Genomic DNA, 20,321 nt, shown 5'->3' with positions numbered 1-20,321 from the left:
AGCGCAGGGCGCGGTGCCGGCGTTGCGTGATCGGGAGGGTTCGCGGCGCTCGTCGGGTGGTGCCGTCCGCGGTTCGCCGAGCGCCGCGCCGTCGTCGAAGCCGGTCACCTCCCTGGTGGCTCTTGCGGGCCGGCCCCCAGGAGGTGCCCTGCGGCTGCAGTCAGGTGATCGCGTCCAGTTTTCCGCTCTTGGCATCGTCGACAAGCGAGGAGAATTGGTCGGCGCTCATCTGGGCGTGCTGGCCGAAGTCGTCGGTCAGGACGATCCGGCGCTCATCGGGTGCGTTCGGGTCGACGAACAGTTGGGGGCAGCCGCATTTGCAGTTGCCGCAGAACGTGGCGACGGGCTCCAGTCCGCTGATGTCGGTCATGCCTGTTTACCTCCGGGGGCAGGTGGTCGCGGCCGCCATCTTGAGAGGCCGGCGGCCGCGGAGTGACCGAGGGCTACCCAGGGCGCGGTAGGAGAACGCGCTGCTACTGCTGCGGGCTGGTGTGCGGTGGACGAGGGCTGTGCGTTCGCGCTCCTTGGGCGCATCCGGTGCTTCGAATTCACCGCAGTGGCTGGGAACTCAGCGGTGGCCTCGTCCGACTTCTGTGGGGGAGCATGTCGGTCGGGTGGTTCGTGGTGGGTGATGCGCATGCGCAGGCGTGGGGAGAGATCTTCCGGGCGCCTGGCAGCATCGGGTGCCATGAGCGGATCCCTGGCGGTTCGGAGTGTGCGCGCGGTGGTGTTCGCCGGGCTGTGCGTGGTGCTCGCCGCCGGCGGACATGCCCTTGACGCTGCAGACCTACTCCGACGGCAAGACGGTCCGTTGGATCGAGGAGGCTTCCGGCGGCGAGGAGCCGGAGAACCCCGCGCCTTTCCTCAAGCTCACAGCCAAGGGGGCTGGGAACGAAAACGACGCCCCCACCACCTCACCGACCAGCTCCAAGGGATCCGAGTCCACGTCGACGCCGTCGGCCAGTGACTCGACCGCATGCGGCCTCGGTATCGCCGGGCTGATTGTCGGCGGCGTCCTGGGGGTTGGCCGGCGCCGGATTCGCCATCGCACGCGGCCGTAACACCGGTTCGCGAACCCAGTACTGCAACTGCCCTGCCGACGGCAGGACCATCGGCAGGGCAGCCACCCGTCGGCACGGCATACGAGACGGCACGTTTGCTCCTCCCGTGCCGCGCCCGGGCCGGCGGCGGACTTCTCCATGAGGCCGCACGGGCTGCTCGTGGCCCTGCGGGCGATGCCCGGCCGGCGCGTGGGAGACCCCAAGCCGTTCACGCTCCGCTTCGAGCGCAGCGCACCGATTCGGACCCCTGGCGGGGTGATCCGCCCGAGCGGTGGCGTCTCAGGTACATCACCTGCCATGCGGCTGCGACCAGCCCTTCCCTGCAGAAGTCGGAACGAGATCGCGTCCGATTCCGGACCTCTGCCTTGTTCTGGACCATCCGCAGCGGGTTGAGTGTGCGCCGGGGCGATTTCCGTACCCACGCGTGAGGGTCCGTGCACGGATGCGAGGATGAGACTCCATGGCCGCTGGACGGTGTGCGCGCGCGATGCGGGCCGCGGTGTTCGCGGCCGTCTGCGTGCTGCTCGCCGCCCTGGGCCACGTCATGATGTCCGGCAGGGATGTACCCGCGTGGGCTATGGCCGCCGGCGCGGCCGTAACCGGTGGCGTCGGCTGGGTTCTGGGGGCCCGTGAGCGCGGGCTCTCGCTGATCGTGGCGGTCGTGGTCGTGGCGCAGACGGCGCTCCACTCGGCGTTCTCGTTCGCCCAGTCGTCGTCCACGGCTTCGGACGCCATGGACATGCCTGGAATGGGCGCGGGGTCCATGGGCATGTCCATGAATATGGGTGGGATGTCACCAGGCTCCATGGACATGGCGCACATGGGGATGGTCCACACGGCTCAACTGACCACCACGGACAGCATGACCCACCCCATGGGCTGGACGTCCTCCATCGGCATGCTCGCCGCGCACCTGCTGGCTGCCCTGCTGAGCGGTCTGTGGCTCGCACACGGCGAGAAGGCGGCGTTCCGTATCCTGCGGGCCGTCGCCGGATGGCTGGCCGCGCCGCTGCGCCTGCTGCTCGCCCTGCCCCTCGTCCCGAACCGCCCTCGTATCCATGGGCGCCGCCGCCGCTCGGACCAGGTCCTGCGGCTCCTCCTCCTCAGTCATGCGATCACCTCTCGGGGCCCGCCTGCGGGGACCGCTGTCGCCTGACGACAGCTGGATTCCCGAGGCTGCCTGTGCGCACCCCGGGCCTCGGCCGTACGCACGCGCGGGCGCCGTTGCGTCACAGCACCGTGGTGCCGTGATGTCACCGCACCACAGCGCCATCGCGCCGTAGGGCCGCCCCCAAACTCACCGGACCTTCTCGGACCGCCCGTGCTCTCGGACGCTCGCGGTCCCAGACGGCGTCCGGTCGATCCGAGAAGGACACCAGGTGATTGCTCCTGCCCTGCCCGCCTCGCGGACCCATAGCGGCACCATGACGTCCGCCGACGAGTCGATCACTGCCTGGGCGCTGGCCGCCCGCGATGGCGACTGTCGTGCCGTCGAGCAGTTCGTTCGCGCTGTGCACCGCGACGTTCAGCGCTATGTCGCCTACCTGTGCGGCGATCCGCAGACCGTCGACGACCTCGCGCAGGACACGTTCCTGCGCGCGCTCACGAGCCTGCACCGCTTCGAAGGCCGCTCCTCGGCCCGCGCGTGGCTGCTGACCATCGCCCGCCGCGCGGTGATCGACAGCTACCGGTACACCGCCACTCGGCCGCGGCTGTCCGACGTACCGGACTGGCAACTGGCCATCGAACTCACCCAGCCGTGCAACGTGCCCGGCTTCGACGACGGCATCGCACTGCTGGACCTGCTGGACACGCTGCCCCCGCAGTGTCGGGAAGCGTTCGTCCTCACCCAGTTGCTCGGCTTGCCCTACGCGGAGGCGGCCGAAGTGAGCGACTGCCCCATCGGCACGGTCCGCTCACGGGTGGCCCGCGCACGGGCCGCCCTCCTCAACCTGCTGGCCGCGGCGGACGAACCCGCTACTGCGGCAGCCTGAACCCGGCAGAAGGATGCCGGTGGCTCGCCACCATGACCTGGCACCGAAACCGCTGTTCGGGTTCGGTTGCGGGTCCGGCGGCCCCTGCTGAGGTGTACGGCACCCGCAACTGCTTGGCGCCGGTCCGTAAGGCGACCGGCGCCAACTGGGGTGAGTGCCCGACCTCGGGCCGGTGTGCCTCTCACCTGCCGCAACGTTCCCAGACGTCCGCGGTTGTCGGCTGCCGTTCGTCCACGTCGTCCCGCAGTCAGATATTCAGGGCGGGCTCTGTCCGCTCACGTGCCGTGGGGGCTCGTGCGGTCTGTCCGGCCGAGTGACTCGGTCTGCGGCCGTCCGCGCGGTGCGAGTCGTCGGTGCCCGGAGCGTCACTCCGCCTCCGGGATGACGCCCTTCGCCGGGGAGGCGGCGAACACGGAGGCGTCCTCGCGGTTCCAGCGGGTCTCGTTGAACAACAGGTTGAGGAGTACGGCGATCACGCTGGCGGCGCTGATGCCGGAGGACGATCTCTCCGACGGCGATGATGTCGGCGGTCGTCTCCGTGAGCACGACCACCACCACGACGACCATGGAGATGACTGCGGCCGCGTCGAATTGCGGCGCTCCGAAGGAGAGCGGCTCGGGCAGGGCGAACATGGCTCCCTTCGTCACCCCGGTGAAGTGCGCCTTGCCGAGGGCGGCGGCCAGGGCGGTGCCCAGCACGATGCCGAGGAGGATCGACAGCCGGGAGATCGCGGGCTTCCCGACCCGCGACAGCACGAGGATGATCAGCAGTGTCGCCCCGGCCAGGCCGATGTTCGCCATGCTGCCGCCTTTGGCCGAGCCCTCGCCGCCGCCTGCTGCCCAGCCGAACGCCACCGGCAGCAGCGTGAGGCCGATGACGGCGATCACCGTGCCGGTGACCACGGGCGGGAAGAACCGTACGACTCGGCCGAAGAACATGCTCGCCACCAGGCCGACCAGGCCGGCGGCGATGGTCGCGCCGAACGGCGATGGCCAGGGCGCCGGAGGTGGTGGTTGCACTGGGCGTCTCGGCGCAGAGACCGCCGGAGCCGCCGATCGCGAGGCCCGCGACCTGGGCCCGCGACCTGCTGACGATGGCGGCGAGGTCGCTTTCCGGAAGCATGCGCACTGGCGTGGCAGCTCGCCGCTGCCGGCCGTGGCCTCAGGAAACAGGGGGGATTAGCTCTGGCTGATGCCCTAGACGCAGGTGCTCACCGTTACTCATCCTGGCGGTGGTGCGGCCGTGCGGTTTCCCTCTCGCGGCCCTCGTCGCGTGCCTGCTGGAAAGCGTCGGAGATGGTCTCGGCAGCACCGGACAAGGCCCCCTTCGTCTTGGCCTGACTACCGGAACCGGTGAGCTGGCCGCCGACGATCTCCGGCAGTCCGGCCGGCTTGTGCGGCCCTGCCTCAAGGTCCATGCGGTTGCACGCCTCGGCGAACCGCAGATAGGTGTCCACGCTCGCCACCACGACCCGCACATCGATCTTCAGGATTTCGATTCCGACCAGGGAGACGCGCACGAACGCGTCGATCACCAACCCTCGGTCGAGAACCAGCTCCAGTACGTCGTACAGGCCACTGGTACCTCCCCCGCCCCCGCCCTGCGCTGCCGCCACACTCACCCTGACCAGCTCCCTTGCCTATCCCTGGCCCATCGCCCCAGTCCGGCGGCCGCATCTGCACGAGGTCCACGGAAGCGACTGCCGCCGGCGAATACAACCGAGTAGCCCCGCCCATCTGAATAAAACTGGAACCGTGCGTTCGGACGTGTCGTCCCGGTCCTCGGCAGCCGCCTCGCTTCCCACCATGTGGCCGCCTTCCCCCTCGAACTGATGGGGCTGACTGATCAGCCCACACGATCTTCCCGGCAGGGGTGAAGCGGGTTTCCCACCGCTCCGCAAACTGGGCGACGAGGAAGATTCCGCGGTCGCGTTCGCCCATGACCTCCCCGTACCGCAGGTGCGGGGAGGTGCTGCTGCTGTCGCTGACCTCCACCACCAGGCTGTATCGCGCAGGTGGACAGGGGAGCGGGGTGCCCCGTAACGGATGCGTTGGCGACCAGCTCGCTGAGGATCAGTAACGGCGCGCACGGCAGGCACCGCGGCGCGGAAGGCCGGTATGTTGCATTCGGCGATGCGGTCACGCTCCGCGAGTGGGGGACGCACTTGCGCATCCCCTGATCCAGGGTCTCGGGTTTACCGGCGGGTAACGCGGCTGACGCGCCTTTGAGCCGCCGGACCGCCTGATGCGTCACATTGTGTTGAGGTCAGGCTGGACTTCGAGGACGCAGGCGGCGTCCTCCAGGCCGGCGCCCTCCTCGTCCTCCCAGACAATGACCCGGACATGCTTCATGTGACCGTCCGCGGTCCAGCCGTCGGCCAAGTCGTGCAGGACGAGGGCGGCGACGTACTCGGCATCCTGGGTGGGCTCGTCGGTGGTGATGGTGCCGCGCCACTGTTCGGGGTCCCCGTAGGGGCGCCACCCCTCGGAACCGTGCGGTTCATCCACCCGGTATGTCCAGTCCGTCTCAATGCCCATGCCACCGACCCTCTCACCACAAGGAGTCTCATGCGCCGGAGGTCACGCTGCGTCGATGTCCGACGGGGGCCGGACGTCCACGATGAAGTCCGGGTCCTCCGGGTCGCGCTCCTCGTCGTGCCAAAGGATGACCCGCACATGCCTCGCCCGGGGGAGGCCGCGCATCTCCCACTCAGTCAGCAGGTCGGCGACGACGAGGGCGGCGGCGTATTGAGGGCCCTCCTTCGCATCGTCGGCGGTGATCGCGCCCTGCCACCGTTCCGGGTCGCTGCCGTAGGGGCGCCATCCCTCGGAGCCGTGCGGCTCGAACACCCGGTACGCCCAGTCCGTCTCGGTGTTCATAGCACCGATGCTGTCACCGAGGAGCCCTGAGCGTCGCATCGGAGGGATGCCCACCCGAGTGCGGCTGCGGTCCTTCAGGGGGCGTGATCGAACGCGAGGCCGGGCAGTGGCGCGCCCGACGGATCAGCGCGAGCAGACAGCCTGTCCCCAGCGGCCCGGTCAGGGCGCGCGTCGACGGTCACAGGCCCTACCCCCGAGCGGGGTAAGGCCTCTTTTACGGCAGGAGTCGCCCATGCACCGACGCCCGGCTGATCGTCATTCTCCGGCCGGTCCAGCGTTTCGCTCGTGGGACGACCGGGCACACGGCGCGCGTGGCCTCGTATGCACTGGAGCAGCGCATTCGCGTTCCGGCGCTGGCAGCCGGTTGGGTGACTCAGACGTTCGTCCACTGGCCCTTCCGGTCGGACGAGGTCCGGCCACTGGTGCCTGACGGGCTGATCCTGGACGAGTACGACGGCGCGGCCTGGGTGAGCTTCACGCCGTTCGTGATGACCGATGTGCGTCCTTTTGCCGTGCCCGCTGTGGTGCCGGGCCTTCCCGCGTTTCCGGAGACGAATCTGCGTACGTACGTCCGCAGCCGGGACGGCCGTCCTGGAATCTGGTTTCTCTCCCTCGAGGTCCGCTGCCCGCTCATGCTCGCCGCCCGTGCTGTCGGAGTCCCTTACCACCCTGGCACACTGACTGTTTCCCGCCGGGAGAACCAGGTCCGGTATGTGGGCTCTCGGTGGGGCGGCGGCCCCTCGTACGAGATGACCGTTCGCCCCGGCGAGCCGATCAGCCCTGCTGAGAGGGACGAGTGGCTGACCTCTCGGTGGCGCGCGTACACACAGCGCCTCGGCATCATCTGGGAGACGCCGGTCGAACATGAGCCTTGGCCGCTGCGCGGGGCCGTGATCGTAGACCTCCGTGAGACCGTGACCGCAGCCGCTGGGCTTCCTCGGCCGCACGCGGAGCCGCTTGTGCACTTCTCCGAAGGGGTCTTGCGGGTGCGCTTCGGTGTCTCACGGCCGGTACGACGCGCAGCGTGACGGCCCTTCGCGTCGATGATGGACCGCGTGCGTGACGCGCTCAGCACTTGACTGCTCCCCCCGCCTGGAGGCGGAGGATTCCCGCCCGGCCTTGCGGCCGGAGCCCCCTTGCGGGGCACCTTCGGGCGTGTGGGGGGATGTACGGCTCAGGCCGGCGACCCAGGCGGTCTTGCGCCCTCAACACCGTCCGGGTTCGCACTCGCCCGGACCAGCATGACGCGCGCGGAGTTCCTATTCCGGGGGGATACGGCTCCGCACACAGCGCAGGCATACATTCTCTCGAGAGGTAGTGCTTGCTTGGTTCTCGCTCCCCACGTTGCGCAGTCCATCGTGGTGTGCAGGGATGCACAAGGTGCGCGATGGGCCGGTGCTTGCGCGCCATCTCGATCAGAGCCGGACAGGTGGAACGGCGAACCCACCGCAAGAAGCCGGACGCTGTGGTCATCGGCGGGCATGCAGCAAGCCCGTTCTCGGAACGGCCGACAGCGGTGATGTGCGAGACGTGCACGCTGGTTGGAGACTGGCGTAGGAGCAGTGGCTCCCGGCGACGAGACCAGGGCGCGATGACCATGAACCACGGCACGACACACTCCTCCGGTGCGGCGGACGTCCTCCTCACCTCATCCGTGTTCGGCGCGCCGTGCTGGGTGAGCCTGACGAGTCGCGACCTCAACGCCACGCAGGATTTCTACGGGGCCGTACTGGGCTGGCAGTGGCGCGGCGCCAGACTGGGCGACCGTTTCCGGACCGCGCTGGTGGACGGGGTGCCCGTCGCGGGGATCGCAGGGCTGGCCAGCATGTGGCAGATGGCCGTGGCCTGGACCCCGTACTTCGCCGTGACCGACGCGGACCAGGCCGTGTCCCGCGTCCGGGAACGCGGCGCGACCGTGGCAGTGGGGCCGATCTCCTTCCCTCCCGGCAGGGCGGCGTTGGTCGCGGACCGCGACGGGGCCGCCTTCGGGATCTGGCAGGGGGAACTCGTCACCGAATGGGAGGCGTGGCGGCAGGCGGCTTTGACGTTCATCAGCCTCCACACCCGTGACGCCTTCGACGCCGCCATCTTCTACGGCGAGATCCTCGACTGGGCCTCCGGCCTCCCCGGCTGCTGCGAGGTCGACTACGCGGCGGACCAAGTGCTGCTGCGGAGCCAGGGCGACATCGTGGCCCGCATCGAGTCCGGCTCGGTGGAGGCGCCGCCCGACCCTTCGGTCCGGCCGCACTGGCAGATCCACTTCACCGTGGCCGACGTGGGACCGTGCATCCGGGCCGCGGAGAAGCACGGCGGCAGCCTCCTGGACGAGGGCGAGCACCAGGCCGTGCTGCGCGACCCCGATGGCGCCCAGTTCACGGTGACCTCCCGCCGGCAGCGCTGACGCCGCCGGGAGGCCCCACGGGTGCCACCGGCAGGGAGCGGCCAAACAACGTGCGGCTCCGGTGCGCCTGGCCGCCGCAGGCCGCGCCGATTGCCTGCGCCGACGTCCTGCACCATGAACCGCCAGGCACCGGGGCGCTGAACAGCGTCGCACGGGGGCGGGACCGCGAAGTGGTCCACGTGTGCCGGAGTGTGCCCGGGGCTGCTTCGTCCGTTCGGACGATCCCGGGCCGGTCACCGGCGGTTCCCGGCGGGGTGCCGGAGGAGCCCGGATTGCGGGTGTCGGCCGAGGAGTTCGGAAGGCCTTAACCGCGTCCGCTGAGCGCGTCGCGGATCCGGTCGACCAGTCCGGCGCCGGGCGCCAGAAGCTTGTTGGCGGGCGGGGTGGAGGGTGCGGCGGGGTGCGGCCGGGTCGGCGCCGTCTTCTTGGCGATGCGCACCTTCTCCCCGAGTTCGTTGAGGTCGTCGGTGCCGGCGGCCTGCTGCAGCTGGGGGAAGAGGTTGCTCTCCTCGTCCGTGACATGGGCACGGATCTCACTCATCAGCTTGGTGATGAGCTGGTCGAACTGAGGGTCGCCGGCCTCGCAGCCCTCCAGGTCCTTCATCGTGCGCTCGGCCCTGTTGTGGTCCCCGATCTCCTTGTCGGCGATGGCGTCACCGTTCGCCAGGAACTGGCGCACCGCCGGGTACAGGTACATCTCCTCGGCCACGGAGTGGCGCACCAGCTCGATGGTGACCTGGTCCGCAAGTTCCTTACGCTGCGGATCACCCGACGGGAGGGCCTCCATCCGCGCGAAGATCTCTTCGACCTCACGGTGGTCGGTGGTCAGTTCCTGGATGACATCTCCGCCATGTCCCACGGGAAAGCTCCTTGCTCGAACGTGCGGTGAGAGGGCCGTGTGGCCGCCTTTGTGCAGGCGATCTTGAGGTATGCCCGCCAGACCGGCAGGGCAGGTGTGGCGGTGCCGGGAGCCAGCCGTGCACCGCCACTGCTGCAGGTGTAGCCCGTGCACGTCACAAGCCAGTGGCATTGGGCCGGTCGGCGGCGCGTTCGGGATCCGGACGCCCGGCGGCCGGGCCGGCGTCCCTGCCGTTGCCCGGCCTCACACCGGGGCGCCGGCCGTCTCCGCCAGGCCTCGGACGGTGACGAGACGCTCAGTCACGTCCCGCACGTATCCGTCCGCGCTGGTGCCGTCAGCGCAAGGGCCGTGCGATGGAGGCGCTTTCGGCCTCGGCGCTGAGCTGGAGGCCCGCTCGGCGGGAGCCGGGACAGCCCGCCGACGGGCCCTCATGGGTCCAAGATGGGTCCGGAAGGACAGTGAAACCCCGTGATGATCACCACAGCCCGGACACCCTCATGCATGCTGACCTCCACAGACGGCAAAGGCGGGTAGGGGGAGTGAACCTTGGGGCAACGCTCTGGCGGGTTCGTAATGCGTAGGTCTCGGGTTCGAATCCCGAAAGCGCTCACCTGAAACCCCAGGCCGGAGACCCATCCGACCTGGGGTTTTCTCGTTCAGCGGACGCGACGGCGACGCCGGGAGCGGGCCGCGCGGGTGTCGGCGGTCTCGGTTCTGGTCTCAGTGGGGCCCGTCTGGGGCCCCGCCGGTGGAGGCACGAAGAACTCGCCCATGCGCGCCCCGGTCCGAGCAGACCTTGAACTTTTCTGGCTCACCGACGGAGAGGAAAGTTCCCCAGGACCGCTCCGTGCAGTCACTCGTAGTGACGAGCGGAGTTGCTGTCCTGTCCCCGCGGAGAGGTTCCGTCGTCTGGGCTGCTCCATTCAGACCATTTGTCGCGTTTGCTCCGGGCTCAAGGCGGCTAGGCGTCGGCACAGCGGGCGCTGTTGATCAACGAGTACGAATGCAGGGCGGCAGCCAGCCCGAACGGTCTCGACGCAGGTGATCAGTCGCGTAGGAGGAGCGGATGGGCCGGGTCTACCGCAGGTGCACGAACGCCTGCTTGGTCGTCGTTGCTGTCATCGCGGCAGGCGGGATGGGTGTGGGCGCTGCGCGCGCACCTGAGGTCGGGGGCCACGCGCAGGCCGCACGATCCGCACAGACGCCGGCTGATGCGGTGCACCGGGTGGGTGCGGCAAGTCCGCGCAGTCGGAAAGTTCAGGAGAAGCGGCGCCCCGTACCCGCAGCAGTTCCCTACACCACACGCACTGTGCGTCAGCCCTTGCGACGGATCACCCCTGCCGCATCCAAGACGCGGCAGGCTTCACCCGGGCCGGCTGTGCGAACGGGTTACACGCGGACTGCGCAGACGGTGATTCACATCGGAAAGTGGTCTCGGGTGGTGAAGAAGGGAGGCCAGGGGCTTGTCAATGGGTGCCGGTACGCCGTGCTGTGGGCTGGGCCTATGCCGAGTGCCGATACACGCGGTACGGCGGTCCTGGTTGGCCATAATTACTGTGGATTTGAGCGGTTTGCCAGGTTGCCGGTGGGTGCGACCGTCACGGTGACGGGTCCGACCTCCGTGGCGGAGTACCGGGTCTACGGACACCGGGTCATCAACCGGCAGGGCGGTTCGGGTGCGGGCCTGTATGGCGGCGATTTGACCTTGCAGTCCTGCTTGGGCCGCGGCACTGGCTTTTCCTACCTCAGACGCATCGCGTGATGCCTGGCAGGCGCCGCCCCGATTGCCGGCAGGAGCCGGGTGCCACACGGTGCACCGAACCAACGCGAGCGGCTGAGAGTCCGAGACTGTCGGCCGTGCCTACCCGGGTTCGGAACTGGAGGGCGGCGTGGTTGGCGGATTCACGGACGTGCGCCGACTCCTGCGCGGCTTCCATGTCGGGGCATACGCGGGAACCGTACGGCTCCCCGCGGTTCAACAGTCGTGGTCGGCATGCGATTTGACGGTGCGCCGTGCCCTTGGTGTGTCCTACGCCCCGTCCACGGGGAAAGGGCCGAAGCGGAATCGCGCCGTTTCCCCAACACGCTTGCGTGTACCGGCTTCTGCGTCACCTCACGGTCTCGCTGCTCAACTGCCGTGGACTACCGGACATTCCACCGCGAGTGCCGTCCTGTCATGCGAAAAGATCGACGTCGACGATGGGCCGATCGACTGTGGATTTGGCGTTTGTTCCTAGTTGTCCTGAGCCTGGTTGCCCGGCTCCCGCTCAGAGCGCGGAACGGCGGGGGCCGCCCCGGCCATGTCTGACGGTGGACCAGGGGTCAGGCCTGAGGGTGCGGCAGCAGTCGTACGGGGGCGCCGGCCAGGTACGCCTCGATGGCCTCCACCGCCTGGCCGTAGTAGCGCTCGTAGTTCGCCCGGGACACGTAGCCGAGGTGCGGGGTGGCCAGCAGGCGCGGGGCGGTGCGCATGGGGTGGTCGGCGGGGAGCGGTTCGGTGTCGAAGACGTCGACGCCCGCACCGGCGATGCGGCCCTCGTGCAGGACGGTGAGCAGGGCGTCCTGGTCGACGATCGCGGCGCGGGAGGTGTTGATCAGGTACGCCGTCGGCTTCATGAGGGCCAGTTCGGGGGCGCCGAGCAGGCCGCGGGTGCGGTCGCTCAGGGCCAGGTGGATCGAGACGAAGTCCGAGGTCTCGAGGAGGGCCTCCTTGGCGGGCGCCAGGGTCACGCCCACCTCGTCCACCCGCTCCTTCGTCAGGTTCTGGCTCCATGCCGTGACCTCCATGCCGAAGGCGAGGCCGACCCGGGCGACGCGGCTGCCGATCTTGCCGAGCCCCAGCAGGCCGAGGCGGCGGCCGTGCAGGTCGGCGCCCACGGTGGACTGCCAGGGGCCGCCGGAGCGCAGGGCGTCGTTCTCCTGCACGATGCCGCGGGCGAGGCCCAGTAGCAGGGCCCAGGTGAGCTCCACCGGCGGGATCGAGGAGCTCTCGGTGCCGCACACGGTCACGCCGTTCGCCCGCGCGGCGTCGTAGTCGATCGCCGAGTTGCGCATGCCGGAGGCGATCAGCAGCCTCAGGCGCGGGAGGCGGTCCAGGAGCGCGGCGGGGAACCGGACCCGTTCGCGCAGGGTCACCACGATGTCGGCGTCGGCGAGTGCCGTGGCCAGTGCATCCTCCGTGGCGAAGTGTTCGGTGTACGGGACCACCTCCACCCGGCCCTCCAGCGGCGACCAGTCGGCGGCGGTGGTCGCGGCGTTCTGGAAGTCGTCGAGCACGGCACAGCGCAGTCGCATGTCTGTTCTCTCCCGTTGGGATCGGAGTTCCACTCGCTCGTGGATCTTCAGGGGTACCGCAGGATCCACCACCGGGAAAACCCGGGGAAGGGACAGACCCGGGGCCGGAGAGGACGGGAACGCCGGATTCGGGCGGTTCGGTGACCGGGCCGGCGGAACTGAGGCAACATCTTGGTGAACGATCAGCGCCGTGCGGTGGGATCATGGACGCCGTCGTCGGCGGATGGGGTGAGGGGACCGTGATGGAACCGGTGGAGTCGGCGGGGGCCGTCGGGCAGGCCGGGCCGGCCGCGTCGCTCGGACCGGCCGGCTCGGTCGGGCCGGGTGCGTCGGTCGGGCCGGCCGGTCTCGCCGAGGCTGAGTGGGCCGGGCCGAGGATCGCCGTTGCCGTCGTGACCATGGGGAACCGGCCCGCCGAGGTCGACGCCCTGCTGGAGTCCGTGGCCAAGCAGGACCTCGCGCCCACCCGCATCGTGATCGTCGGCAACGGCTGCCGGCTGCCCGAGTTCGCCCGCCGGCTCTCCCTGCCCGGCGAGGTCACGACCATCGACGTCGACGACAACCTCGGCTGCCCCGGCGGGCGCAATGTCGCCCTCGCGCGGCTGCGCGAGGGCGGCGACGTGGACGTGGTCGTGGAACTCGACGACGACGGACTGCTGGTCGACGCCGACGTGCTGCGGCGCGTACGGGACCTCTACGCCGCCGATCCCCGCCTCGGCATCGTCGGTTTCCGCATCGCCGACGAGCACGGCGAGACGCAGCAGCGGCACGTGCCCCGGGTCGGCGCCTCCGACCCGATGCGGGGCGGGTACGTCACCGGGTTCCTCGGCGGTGGGCACGCCCTGCGGATGACGATGCTCGAACAGACCGGCGACTGGCCCGCGGAGTTCTTCTTCGCACACGAGGAGACCGACCTGGCCTGGCGCGCCGCCGACGCCGGCTGGAAGATCCTCTACGCGCCCGAACTGCTCCTGCGGCACCCGAAGACCTCGCCCGCCCGGCACGCCATCTACTACCGGGTGACCGCCCGCAACCGGGTCTGGCTGGTCCGCCGGAGGCTGCCGCTGGTGCTGATCCCGGTTCACCTGGGGGTGTGGACGCTCCTGACCCTGGTGCGGACCCGGTCGATCGCCGGGCTGCGAGCCTGGGCGGGAGGGTTCGTGGAGGGGCTGCGGCGGCCCGCGGGGGAGCGGCGGCCCATGCGCTGGCGCACCGTGTGGCGGCTCACCCGGCTCGGCCGGCCGCCCGTCGTCTGACCGCCGGCTTCCGGCCGTCGACCGGGTCCTGCACGCGGACAGGACCCGCGGCGCGCGGCCAGACCCCGGCGCACGGGTTGGCCCCGGCGCGCGGCCAGTCCCACGGCACGCGCCCAGGCAACCGGGCTTACGCGAACAACCCCGGCGCACGACAGGGCGGCACGGGGCGTGAACGAAAGGGTACGAGGCGCGGGCGGGGCCCCGGTCGTTCACCTCCGCCGACCGGGACCCCTCGCGTCCACGGACCAGGCCGACGGCGACACTCCCCCGAGCTGCGCACCCCGTGCGCGCGCCGGTCGAGCCGGATCCGATGAAATGATCACATCAGGTCCGGCCAACAGATCGCTAACATGACAGCGGTGGTTCTCCTCCGGGAGACGGGCGGTCGCGGCCGCTCGGAGAGGCATGGGCGGTGTGATGCACGGCGAGCTGAGGTTCGGGCTGCTGGGGCCGCCCGTCCTGTACGAGCCCGCCGCCGAGGAGTGCGCCGTCCGTCCCATCGGCAGCCCGAAGGTCCGCGCGCTGCTCGCCGCCCTGCTGCTGGAGGCGGGGCGGGTCGTCTCCGTCGATTCGTTGAAGGAGGCGCTGTGGGGCGCGGCGCCGCCGGCCTCCGCGCAGGCCTCGCTGCACAACCACGTGGCCCGGCTGCGCCGGCTCCTGGACGACCCCGAGCGGCTGCGCGCCGTACCGCCCGGATATCTGCTGCGGGTAGAACGAGGTGAGCTGGACCTCCATCTCCTCGAGACGCGGGTCGCCGACGCGCGTGCCGCGCACGCCGGCGGCGACTGGGCGCGCACGGCAGGCGCGTGTGCGGCCGCGCTCGCGCTGTGGCGGGGCACGCCGCTCAGCGGCCTGTCCACCGACCTCGGCGGGTACGCCCTCGTGCAGCGCCTGGAGGAGGCGCGACTGCTGCTCCTGGAATGGCGCTACGACGCCGAACTCGGCCTCGGCGGCACCCGGCCGGCCGGGCTCGTACCGGAACTGGCGGCGCTGGCCGCCGAGCATCCGCTGCGCGAGGCGTACCACCGTCAGCTGATGCTCGCCCTGCACCGCACCGGCCGGCAGGCCGAGGCGCTGGCCGCCCACCGCGATCTGCGCGCCCGCCTGCTCGACGAACTCGGCGTCGAGCCCGGCCCTGCCGTGCGGGAGGCCCACCTCGAGGTGCTCAGGGGCGCCGGGGAGAAGCACGACGACGGCGCCGAAGGCCCCGCACCGCACGAAGACGTTCCCCAGCCGCCTCGCCCCGCGCAACTTCCTCCGCCGCCCGCACACTTCATCGGACGGGACGACGTCCTGAGTGCCGTGCGCGGGGCGCTGACCGGGGTCCACGGCGATGACGGCGGCAGTCCGCTCGTCATCCTCAGCGGCATGGCCGGCGTCGGCAAGAGCGCACTGGCGCTGCATGTGGCCCATGGCCTGCTGAATCGTTTCCCTGATGGGCAGCTCTACGTCAACCTGCACGGCGCCACGCCCGGTATGGCCCCTCTCGCCCCACAACAGGCGTTGCGCTCGCTGCTCCTCGACCTGGGGACCGATCCTCGCCACGTGCCCGAACACCCGGACGCCGCCGCCGCGTCGCTCCGGTCCCTGCTCGCGCCGACGCGCACGCTGCTGGTGCTGGACGACGCCGGCAGCGCCGCGCAGATACGGCCGCTGCTGCCGGCCGGCGCCGGCTGTGCGGTGATCGTGACCAGCCGCTCCCCGCTCACCGCCCTCGACGGCGCCCGCCGCTTCCCGCTCACGCCGCTGTCCGCGGCGGACAGCGCCGCACTGCTGCGGGCGGTCTCCGGACGCGACGGCGGGGACGGCCTCGACGCGGGGCACCCGCTCGTCGAACTCACCGGCCGTCTCCCGCTCGCCCTGCGCGTCGTCGCCGCCCGGCTGGCCGCCCGGCGCGCCCTCACCCCGGACGTGCTGGCCAGGCAACTTGCGGCCACGGAAGGACGGTTGCACCACCTGGAGTACGACGACCTGAGCGTGCGCCGCTCCCTGGCCGTCGCCCACGACGCACTCGCCGCATCCGAGCGCGAGGCCGACCGGGACGCGGCCCTCGCACTGTGCCGTATCGGCGCGCTGGACCTGCCCGCGTACGGCGCGCCACTGCTCGCCGGCCTCACGGGCACCGACGAGCGCCGCGCCGAGACCGCCCTGGACCGGCTCGTCGACGTGGCCCTCCTGGAGGAGTCGGCATACGGGCGGTACGCCCCACACGACCTGGTACGCGACTTCGCCCGCGAACTGGCGGCATCCGAAGCGGGCACCGGTACGGAGTCCGGCACCGTCCGGCGGGCACACGCCGGCGCCCGCGCCGGCACGGCGCCCGGCACCGCCGCCGACGAGGCGTCCGCCGGTGGCGCCCACGGGAACTCCGACAGTGCCGCCGACGGTGACGAAGGTCCGCGTGCCGACGGGGGCGAAGGTCCGCGTGCCGACGGGGGCGCCGGACTGGGAACCGGCAGGTGCGCCGCCATACGTCCCGCCGCAGGCGGCGGTGCAGGCGACCGTGCAGGCCCCGCGGGTGCGCCCGCCGGGTCTGCGGCGGACGTGGTGGAGGCGGCCCTGCGCTGGTACGCGATCGTGGCCGAGCGGGTGCTCGCCGCGATCGTCGAGCCCGGTCACGAACGGGACGACCGTCGCCGCCCCACCGCCTCCCAACCGCCCGAGCAGACGCCGGGCGCCTTCGCCGTTCCGTCCTTCGGGTCTCCCGAGGAGGCCGCCGACTGGGGGCGTACGGAACTGGCGAACGTCGTCGCCCTGAGCGAGCGCTACGCCGAAGCCGCGCCGGCCGGCCGAAGGACAGGCGAACGCCGGGACGCGTACCTCTCGCGCCTCCTCCGCCTCTTCTTCCCCTACGTCCAGCGAAGCGGGCGCGTCGCCGAGATGGAGGTGCTCGGACGGGCCGCGCTCGGTGTGGCGCGCCGGCTGCGGGACGAGGCGGCCGAGGCGTACGCGCTGAGCGATCTGGCCGGGCTGCACTTCCTGACCGGCCGGCACAGCCACGCCCTCGCCCTGAACGACAGGTCGCTCGCGATCTGGCGACGGCTCGGCGTCGCCTCACGGATCCGGCGGGGCCTGAACAACCGCGGGCTGCTCCTCGAAGGACTCGGCCGGTACGCCGAGTCCGGGGAGGCGCTGCGGCAGAGCCTGGCGTACTCGCGGCAGCTGAACGACCCCTACGGCGAGGCCGTCACCCACAGCCACCTCGGCAACCTCTACGAGCACACCGACCCGTGCGCCGCCATCGAGCAGCACCGGCGTTCCCTGGCCATCGGCGACGAGATCGGTGCCGTCATCGTCCGGCACACCGCGCACTGCAACATCGGCTACGCCCATCTCACCCTCGGTGAACCGGCCGCAGCCGCCCGGCAGTTCGAGGAGAGCCTGCGCATCCTCGGCGGGCGCGGCGACTGGCACGGCGAGTCCCAGACCCGGCTCGGACTCGTCCGCGCGCTGCGGCAGCTGGGCCACACCGAACGCGCCGACCGCGAGTGCGCCGAACTGCTGTGCCGCGCCGACGCCCGCGCCGACCGCTACACGGGCGGTCTCGCCCGCCACCAGCACGGGCTCCTGCTGCGGGAGCAGGGCCGCGCCGAGGAGGCGTACGCGCAGTGGCGTACGGCGCTCACCGCCTTGGACGGCACGGACGAGAAGGCGGTGACGGGCGAGCTGCGGGAACTGCTCGCCGAGCCGCCGCCGGGCGCACGCTGATCCTGTGGGGCCGGCCTGTGGCCGCCGTGGCCGTCACTTGGCGTCCGCGTAGCACTCCACCACCGCCGTCGTGAACGGGAACCGCACCGGTGTCTCACCGAAGGTGAGGCGTCCGGCCAGCTCCGATGCCTCCCGGATGGCCTCGACGATCGCGTCGGCCTCCTCCTCGGGGCAGTGCACGATCACCTCGTCGTGCTGGAAGAAGACCAGTTCGGCCGCCATGTCCCGGCAGGTGCGGCGCAGCGCGGCGAGCAGCAGCAGGGCCCAGTCGGCGGCGCTGCCCTGCACGACGAAGTTGCGCGCGAAGCGGCCACGGGCGCGGGAGTTGCCGGAGGCGTACCCCGGCATCCAGCCCTGGTCGGCGGAGTCCCTGGCGGAGTGTCCGGTGGGCTGCCCGGTGACGGGGTCCGTGGGCCGCTCGGCGGTCGGGTCCTCCTGGGGAAGGCCCGCCTCCTCCGTCGCGTCCTGTGTCGCCCCGGCCGCCGGCGGGCACGTCCGCCCCAGCCAGGTCCGTACGAGCCGGCCCTCCTCGCCGGCCCGCGCCGCCTCGTCGACGTAGGCCACCGCGCGGGGGAAGCGGCGTCTGAGGGCGGCCAGGTTCTTCAGGCCGTCGCCGGAGGTCTGGCCGTAGACCGCGCCGAGCACGGCGAGTTTGGCCTGGGCGCGGTCGCCGGAGAAGGCGCGGTCGGACACCGACTGGTACAGGTCGGTCTCCCGGCCGGCCACCTCCATCAGCCCGGGGTCGCGGGAGATGGCCGCCAGCACGCGTGGCTCCATCTGGTCGGCGTCGGCGACGACCAGCCGCCAGCCGGGATCGGCGACCACGGCCCGCCGGATCACCTTGGGGATCTGCAGCGCGCCGCCGCCGTTGGTCACCCAGCGCCCGGTGACCGTCCCGCCCGCGAGGAACTCCGGCCGGAACCGCCCCTCCCGCACCCAGTCCTGCAGCCAGGACCAGCCGTGGGCGACCCAGATCCGGTACAGCTTCTTGTACTCCAGCAGGGGCTTCACCGCCGGGTGGTCGACCGACTGGATCTCCCACCGGCGGGTGGAGCCGACCTTGATCCCCGCGCGGGCGAAGGCCTTGACGACGTCGGCGGGCAGGTCGGGCCGCACCCGGCGGCCGAAGGCGGCCGACACCTCGTCGGCGAGCTCGGCCAGGCGACGCGGCTCTCCGCCGCCCGCGTACCGCTCGCCGAGCAGTTCGTGCAGCACCCGGCGGTGCACGTCCGCGCTCCAGGGCAGGCCCGCGCGGTTCATCTCGGCCGCCACCAGCATGCCCGCGGACTCGGCGGCGGTCAGCAGACGCATGCGGTCGGGGTGCGCGGTCCGCTCGTGCCGCCGCTGCTGCTCGGCGTAGACCGCGAGCAGGTCCGCCAGCGGCAGGCGCACACCCTCCGGCTCGAAGAGCGAGGACTGCGCGCCGGGTTCGGCGGACCGCTGCGGCGGATCCGGCGGTACGGGGCCGCCGCGCAGCCGGGCCAGGGCGGCGGCCGCCGAACGGGGCTCGCCGTAGTGCCCCTCATGGCCGAGGAGCAGCGTCTCGGCGTCCTCGATGTCGTAGCACCGCTCCACTCGCACCCCCGCGGCGAGCAGACGCGGATACACCTCGGCGGTGGACCGCCACACCCACCGCGTGACGTCCGGCCTGCTCCGGACGGCCTCGGCGAGATCCGCCTCCCTGCGCACCGGCCCGGTGGGCAGCCCGTCCGGGCCGAGGGGGACGACTTCCGCGCCACCGTCCTCGGCCGGGGCGAGAGCCCATCGGTCGGTCATGTCCGTGAGTGTTGCAGGTAGCTCTGACAATGACTGTGACCCGCGGTTCCGCCACCCTGCCGAGACATGGGACCGGCCGCCGTACGGGCGGAGGGCCGACCGCGGGACCGGCCGTCCGACCGCCGTACCGGCCGTCCGACCGCCGTACCGGCCGTCCGACTGCCCGTCCGACCGCCGTACCGGCCATCCGACCGCCGTACTGGCACTCCGACCGAGACGCTCAGTCGTCCTTGCTCTCCCCGCCCTCCTGCCCGGCCTCCTCCGGCCGCGCTTCCTCCTGCGCGCGGTTCTTCAGCAACTCCGCCAGAGCCGTCACGACGTACTCCTCGGTGCGCGCCTTGTCGAGGCCGAGGCCGCTCAGGACGCCCTCGCCGTTCTCCAGCTCCAGCAGGGCCAGCAGGATGTGTTCGGTGCCGATGTAGTTGTGACCGAGGCGCAGGGCCTCGCGGAAGGTGAGTTCGAGGGCCTTCTTGGCGGCGGGGCCGTACGGGACCAGTTCGGGGGCGTCGGCGGACGCCGGTGGCAGCGCGGCGGTCGCGGCCTCGCGCACGGCGTCCAGGGAGACTCCCTGCGCCACGATCGCCTCCGGGGCGAGGGCCTCGGGCTCGGCGAGCAGCCCGAGGACCAGGTGCGCGGGGAGCCCTTCGGGGCTCTTGGCGGCCTTGGCCGCGTCGTGGGCCGCCATGACGACCTTCCGCGCGCGCGGCGTGTACCGGCTGAAGCCCTGGCTGGGGTCGAGCTCGGTGGACTCCTTGGGCACGAACCGCTTCTGCGCGGCCTGCCGGGTGACGCCCATGCTCTTGCCGATATCGGTCCAGGAGGCGCCGGAGCGCCGCGCCTGGTCGACGAAGTGCCCGATGAGGTGGTCCGCCACCTCACCGAGGTGCTCACCGGCGAGGACGGCGTCCTGGAGTTGCTCGAGAGGTTCCTGGTGAACCTTCTTGATGGCCGAGATGAGGTCGTCGAGACGGACGGTTGACCTGATGCTGGGATTGGTCATGTGTCAACGGTAGGTTGACACCCCTCAGGTGTCAACCGCGGGTTGACGATCATGCCGGTCACCCGGTCGCCCGGTCGCCCGGTCGCCCGGTC

General features: G+C 71.4%; 15 protein-coding genes and 2 pseudogenes. 7 read left to right on the top strand and 10 right to left on the bottom strand.

Features of this window, described 5'->3' with window-relative positions; all coding sequences use genetic code 11:
* Window positions 1-160 precede the first annotated feature (160 nt).
* Window positions 161-370 carry a hypothetical protein gene (locus tag BZY54_RS23765; protein WP_086727361.1) on the bottom strand — a complete coding sequence of 70 codons (210 nt, stop codon included), beginning with the start codon at window positions 368-370 and terminating at the stop codon, window positions 161-163.
* 406 nt (window positions 371-776) lie between these two features.
* Here BZY54_RS23765 and BZY54_RS55515 point away from each other — a divergent pair.
* The 3 genes and pseudogenes from BZY54_RS55515 to BZY54_RS23750 form a co-directional block, all read left to right on the top strand.
* Window positions 777-875: pseudogene (locus tag BZY54_RS55515) on the top strand (DUF1775 domain-containing protein); the annotation flags it as partial.
* 646 nt (window positions 876-1,521) lie between these two features.
* Window positions 1,522-2,217: a hypothetical protein gene (locus BZY54_RS23755; RefSeq protein WP_086727360.1), complete on the top strand. Its 696-nt coding sequence runs from the start codon at window positions 1,522-1,524 to the stop codon at window positions 2,215-2,217.
* A 223-nt stretch (window positions 2,218-2,440) separates the two neighbouring features.
* The gene (locus tag BZY54_RS23750) at window positions 2,441-3,055 is read left to right on the top strand and encodes a sigma-70 family RNA polymerase sigma factor (protein ID WP_425276307.1); all 615 of its coding nucleotides are present in this window, start codon (window positions 2,441-2,443) and stop codon (window positions 3,053-3,055) included.
* Between the two features lie 255 nt (window positions 3,056-3,310).
* Here the strand turns inward: BZY54_RS23750 and BZY54_RS23745 are convergent, their stop codons facing one another.
* The 4 genes from BZY54_RS23745 to BZY54_RS23730 form a co-directional block, all read right to left on the bottom strand.
* Window positions 3,311-4,075: a solute carrier family 23 protein gene (locus BZY54_RS23745; protein WP_208640735.1), complete on the bottom strand. Its 765-nt coding sequence runs from the start codon at window positions 4,073-4,075 to the stop codon at window positions 3,311-3,313.
* Window positions 4,076-4,272: 197 nt separating this feature from the next.
* On the bottom strand, window positions 4,273-4,677 hold the full coding sequence (locus BZY54_RS23740; protein WP_086727358.1) for a gas vesicle structural protein GvpA: 405 nt from the start codon (window positions 4,675-4,677) through the stop codon (window positions 4,273-4,275).
* 628 nt (window positions 4,678-5,305) lie between these two features.
* Window positions 5,306-5,593 (bottom strand): hypothetical protein, encoded by a 288-nt coding sequence (locus BZY54_RS23735; RefSeq protein ID WP_086727357.1) that lies wholly within the window; start codon window positions 5,591-5,593, stop codon window positions 5,306-5,308.
* Window positions 5,594-5,635: 42 nt separating this feature from the next.
* The gene (locus BZY54_RS23730) at window positions 5,636-5,935 is read right to left on the bottom strand and encodes a hypothetical protein (protein ID WP_086727356.1); all 300 of its coding nucleotides are present in this window, start codon (window positions 5,933-5,935) and stop codon (window positions 5,636-5,638) included.
* Window positions 5,936-6,246: 311 nt separating this feature from the next.
* Here BZY54_RS23730 and BZY54_RS23725 point away from each other — a divergent pair, with 311 nt between their 5' ends.
* Complete coding sequence (locus BZY54_RS23725) at window positions 6,247-6,963, top strand: YqjF family protein (RefSeq protein ID WP_341868703.1); 717 nt, start codon at window positions 6,247-6,249, stop codon at window positions 6,961-6,963.
* Window positions 6,964-7,109: 146 nt separating this feature from the next.
* Here the strand turns inward: BZY54_RS23725 and BZY54_RS53490 are convergent.
* Window positions 7,110-7,369, bottom strand: a pseudogene (locus BZY54_RS53490) (RNA-guided endonuclease TnpB family protein); the annotation flags it as partial.
* 163 nt (window positions 7,370-7,532) lie between these two features.
* Between BZY54_RS53490 and BZY54_RS23715 the strand changes: the two are divergent.
* Window positions 7,533-8,336, top strand: a complete 804-nt coding sequence (locus BZY54_RS23715) for a VOC family protein (protein ID WP_086727371.1) — start codon at window positions 7,533-7,535, stop codon at window positions 8,334-8,336.
* A gap of 304 nt (window positions 8,337-8,640) precedes the next feature.
* Here BZY54_RS23715 and BZY54_RS23710 read toward each other — a convergent pair whose 3' ends face one another.
* Window positions 8,641-9,195, bottom strand: coding sequence for a hemerythrin domain-containing protein (locus tag BZY54_RS23710; protein WP_086727355.1), 555 nt, complete (start codon window positions 9,193-9,195; stop codon window positions 8,641-8,643).
* A 2,322-nt stretch (window positions 9,196-11,517) separates the two neighbouring features.
* Entirely contained in the window at window positions 11,518-12,489 is a 972-nt protein-coding gene (locus tag BZY54_RS23705; RefSeq protein WP_086727354.1) for a D-2-hydroxyacid dehydrogenase family protein, read from the bottom strand.
* Between the two features lie 203 nt (window positions 12,490-12,692).
* On the opposite strand from BZY54_RS23705, the gene BZY54_RS23700 reads away from it, so the two are divergent.
* Together BZY54_RS23700 and BZY54_RS23695 are read left to right on the top strand one after the other, a co-directional pair.
* Complete coding sequence (locus tag BZY54_RS23700; protein ID WP_279634701.1) at window positions 12,693-13,745, top strand: glycosyltransferase family 2 protein; 1,053 nt, start codon at window positions 12,693-12,695, stop codon at window positions 13,743-13,745.
* A gap of 405 nt (window positions 13,746-14,150) precedes the next feature.
* Window positions 14,151-17,453 carry an AfsR/SARP family transcriptional regulator gene (locus tag BZY54_RS23695; RefSeq protein ID WP_244217306.1) on the top strand — a complete coding sequence of 1,101 codons (3,303 nt, stop codon included), beginning with the start codon at window positions 14,151-14,153 and terminating at the stop codon, window positions 17,451-17,453.
* A 33-nt stretch (window positions 17,454-17,486) separates the two neighbouring features.
* On the opposite strand, the gene BZY54_RS23690 is transcribed toward BZY54_RS23695, so the two are convergent.
* Window positions 17,487-19,229, bottom strand: coding sequence for a bifunctional 3'-5' exonuclease/DNA polymerase (locus BZY54_RS23690; protein WP_086727353.1), 1,743 nt, complete (start codon window positions 19,227-19,229; stop codon window positions 17,487-17,489).
* Between the two features lie 220 nt (window positions 19,230-19,449).
* Entirely contained in the window at window positions 19,450-20,229 is a 780-nt protein-coding gene (locus BZY54_RS23685; RefSeq protein ID WP_086727352.1) for a Clp protease N-terminal domain-containing protein, read from the bottom strand.
* Window positions 20,230-20,321: the final 92 nt, after the last annotated feature.

Source organism: Streptomyces carpinensis (assembly GCF_002154505.1).
Classification (GTDB): domain Bacteria; phylum Actinomycetota; class Actinomycetes; order Streptomycetales; family Streptomycetaceae; genus Streptomyces; species Streptomyces carpinensis.
This window is presented reverse-complemented; position numbering and strand designations above follow the sequence as displayed.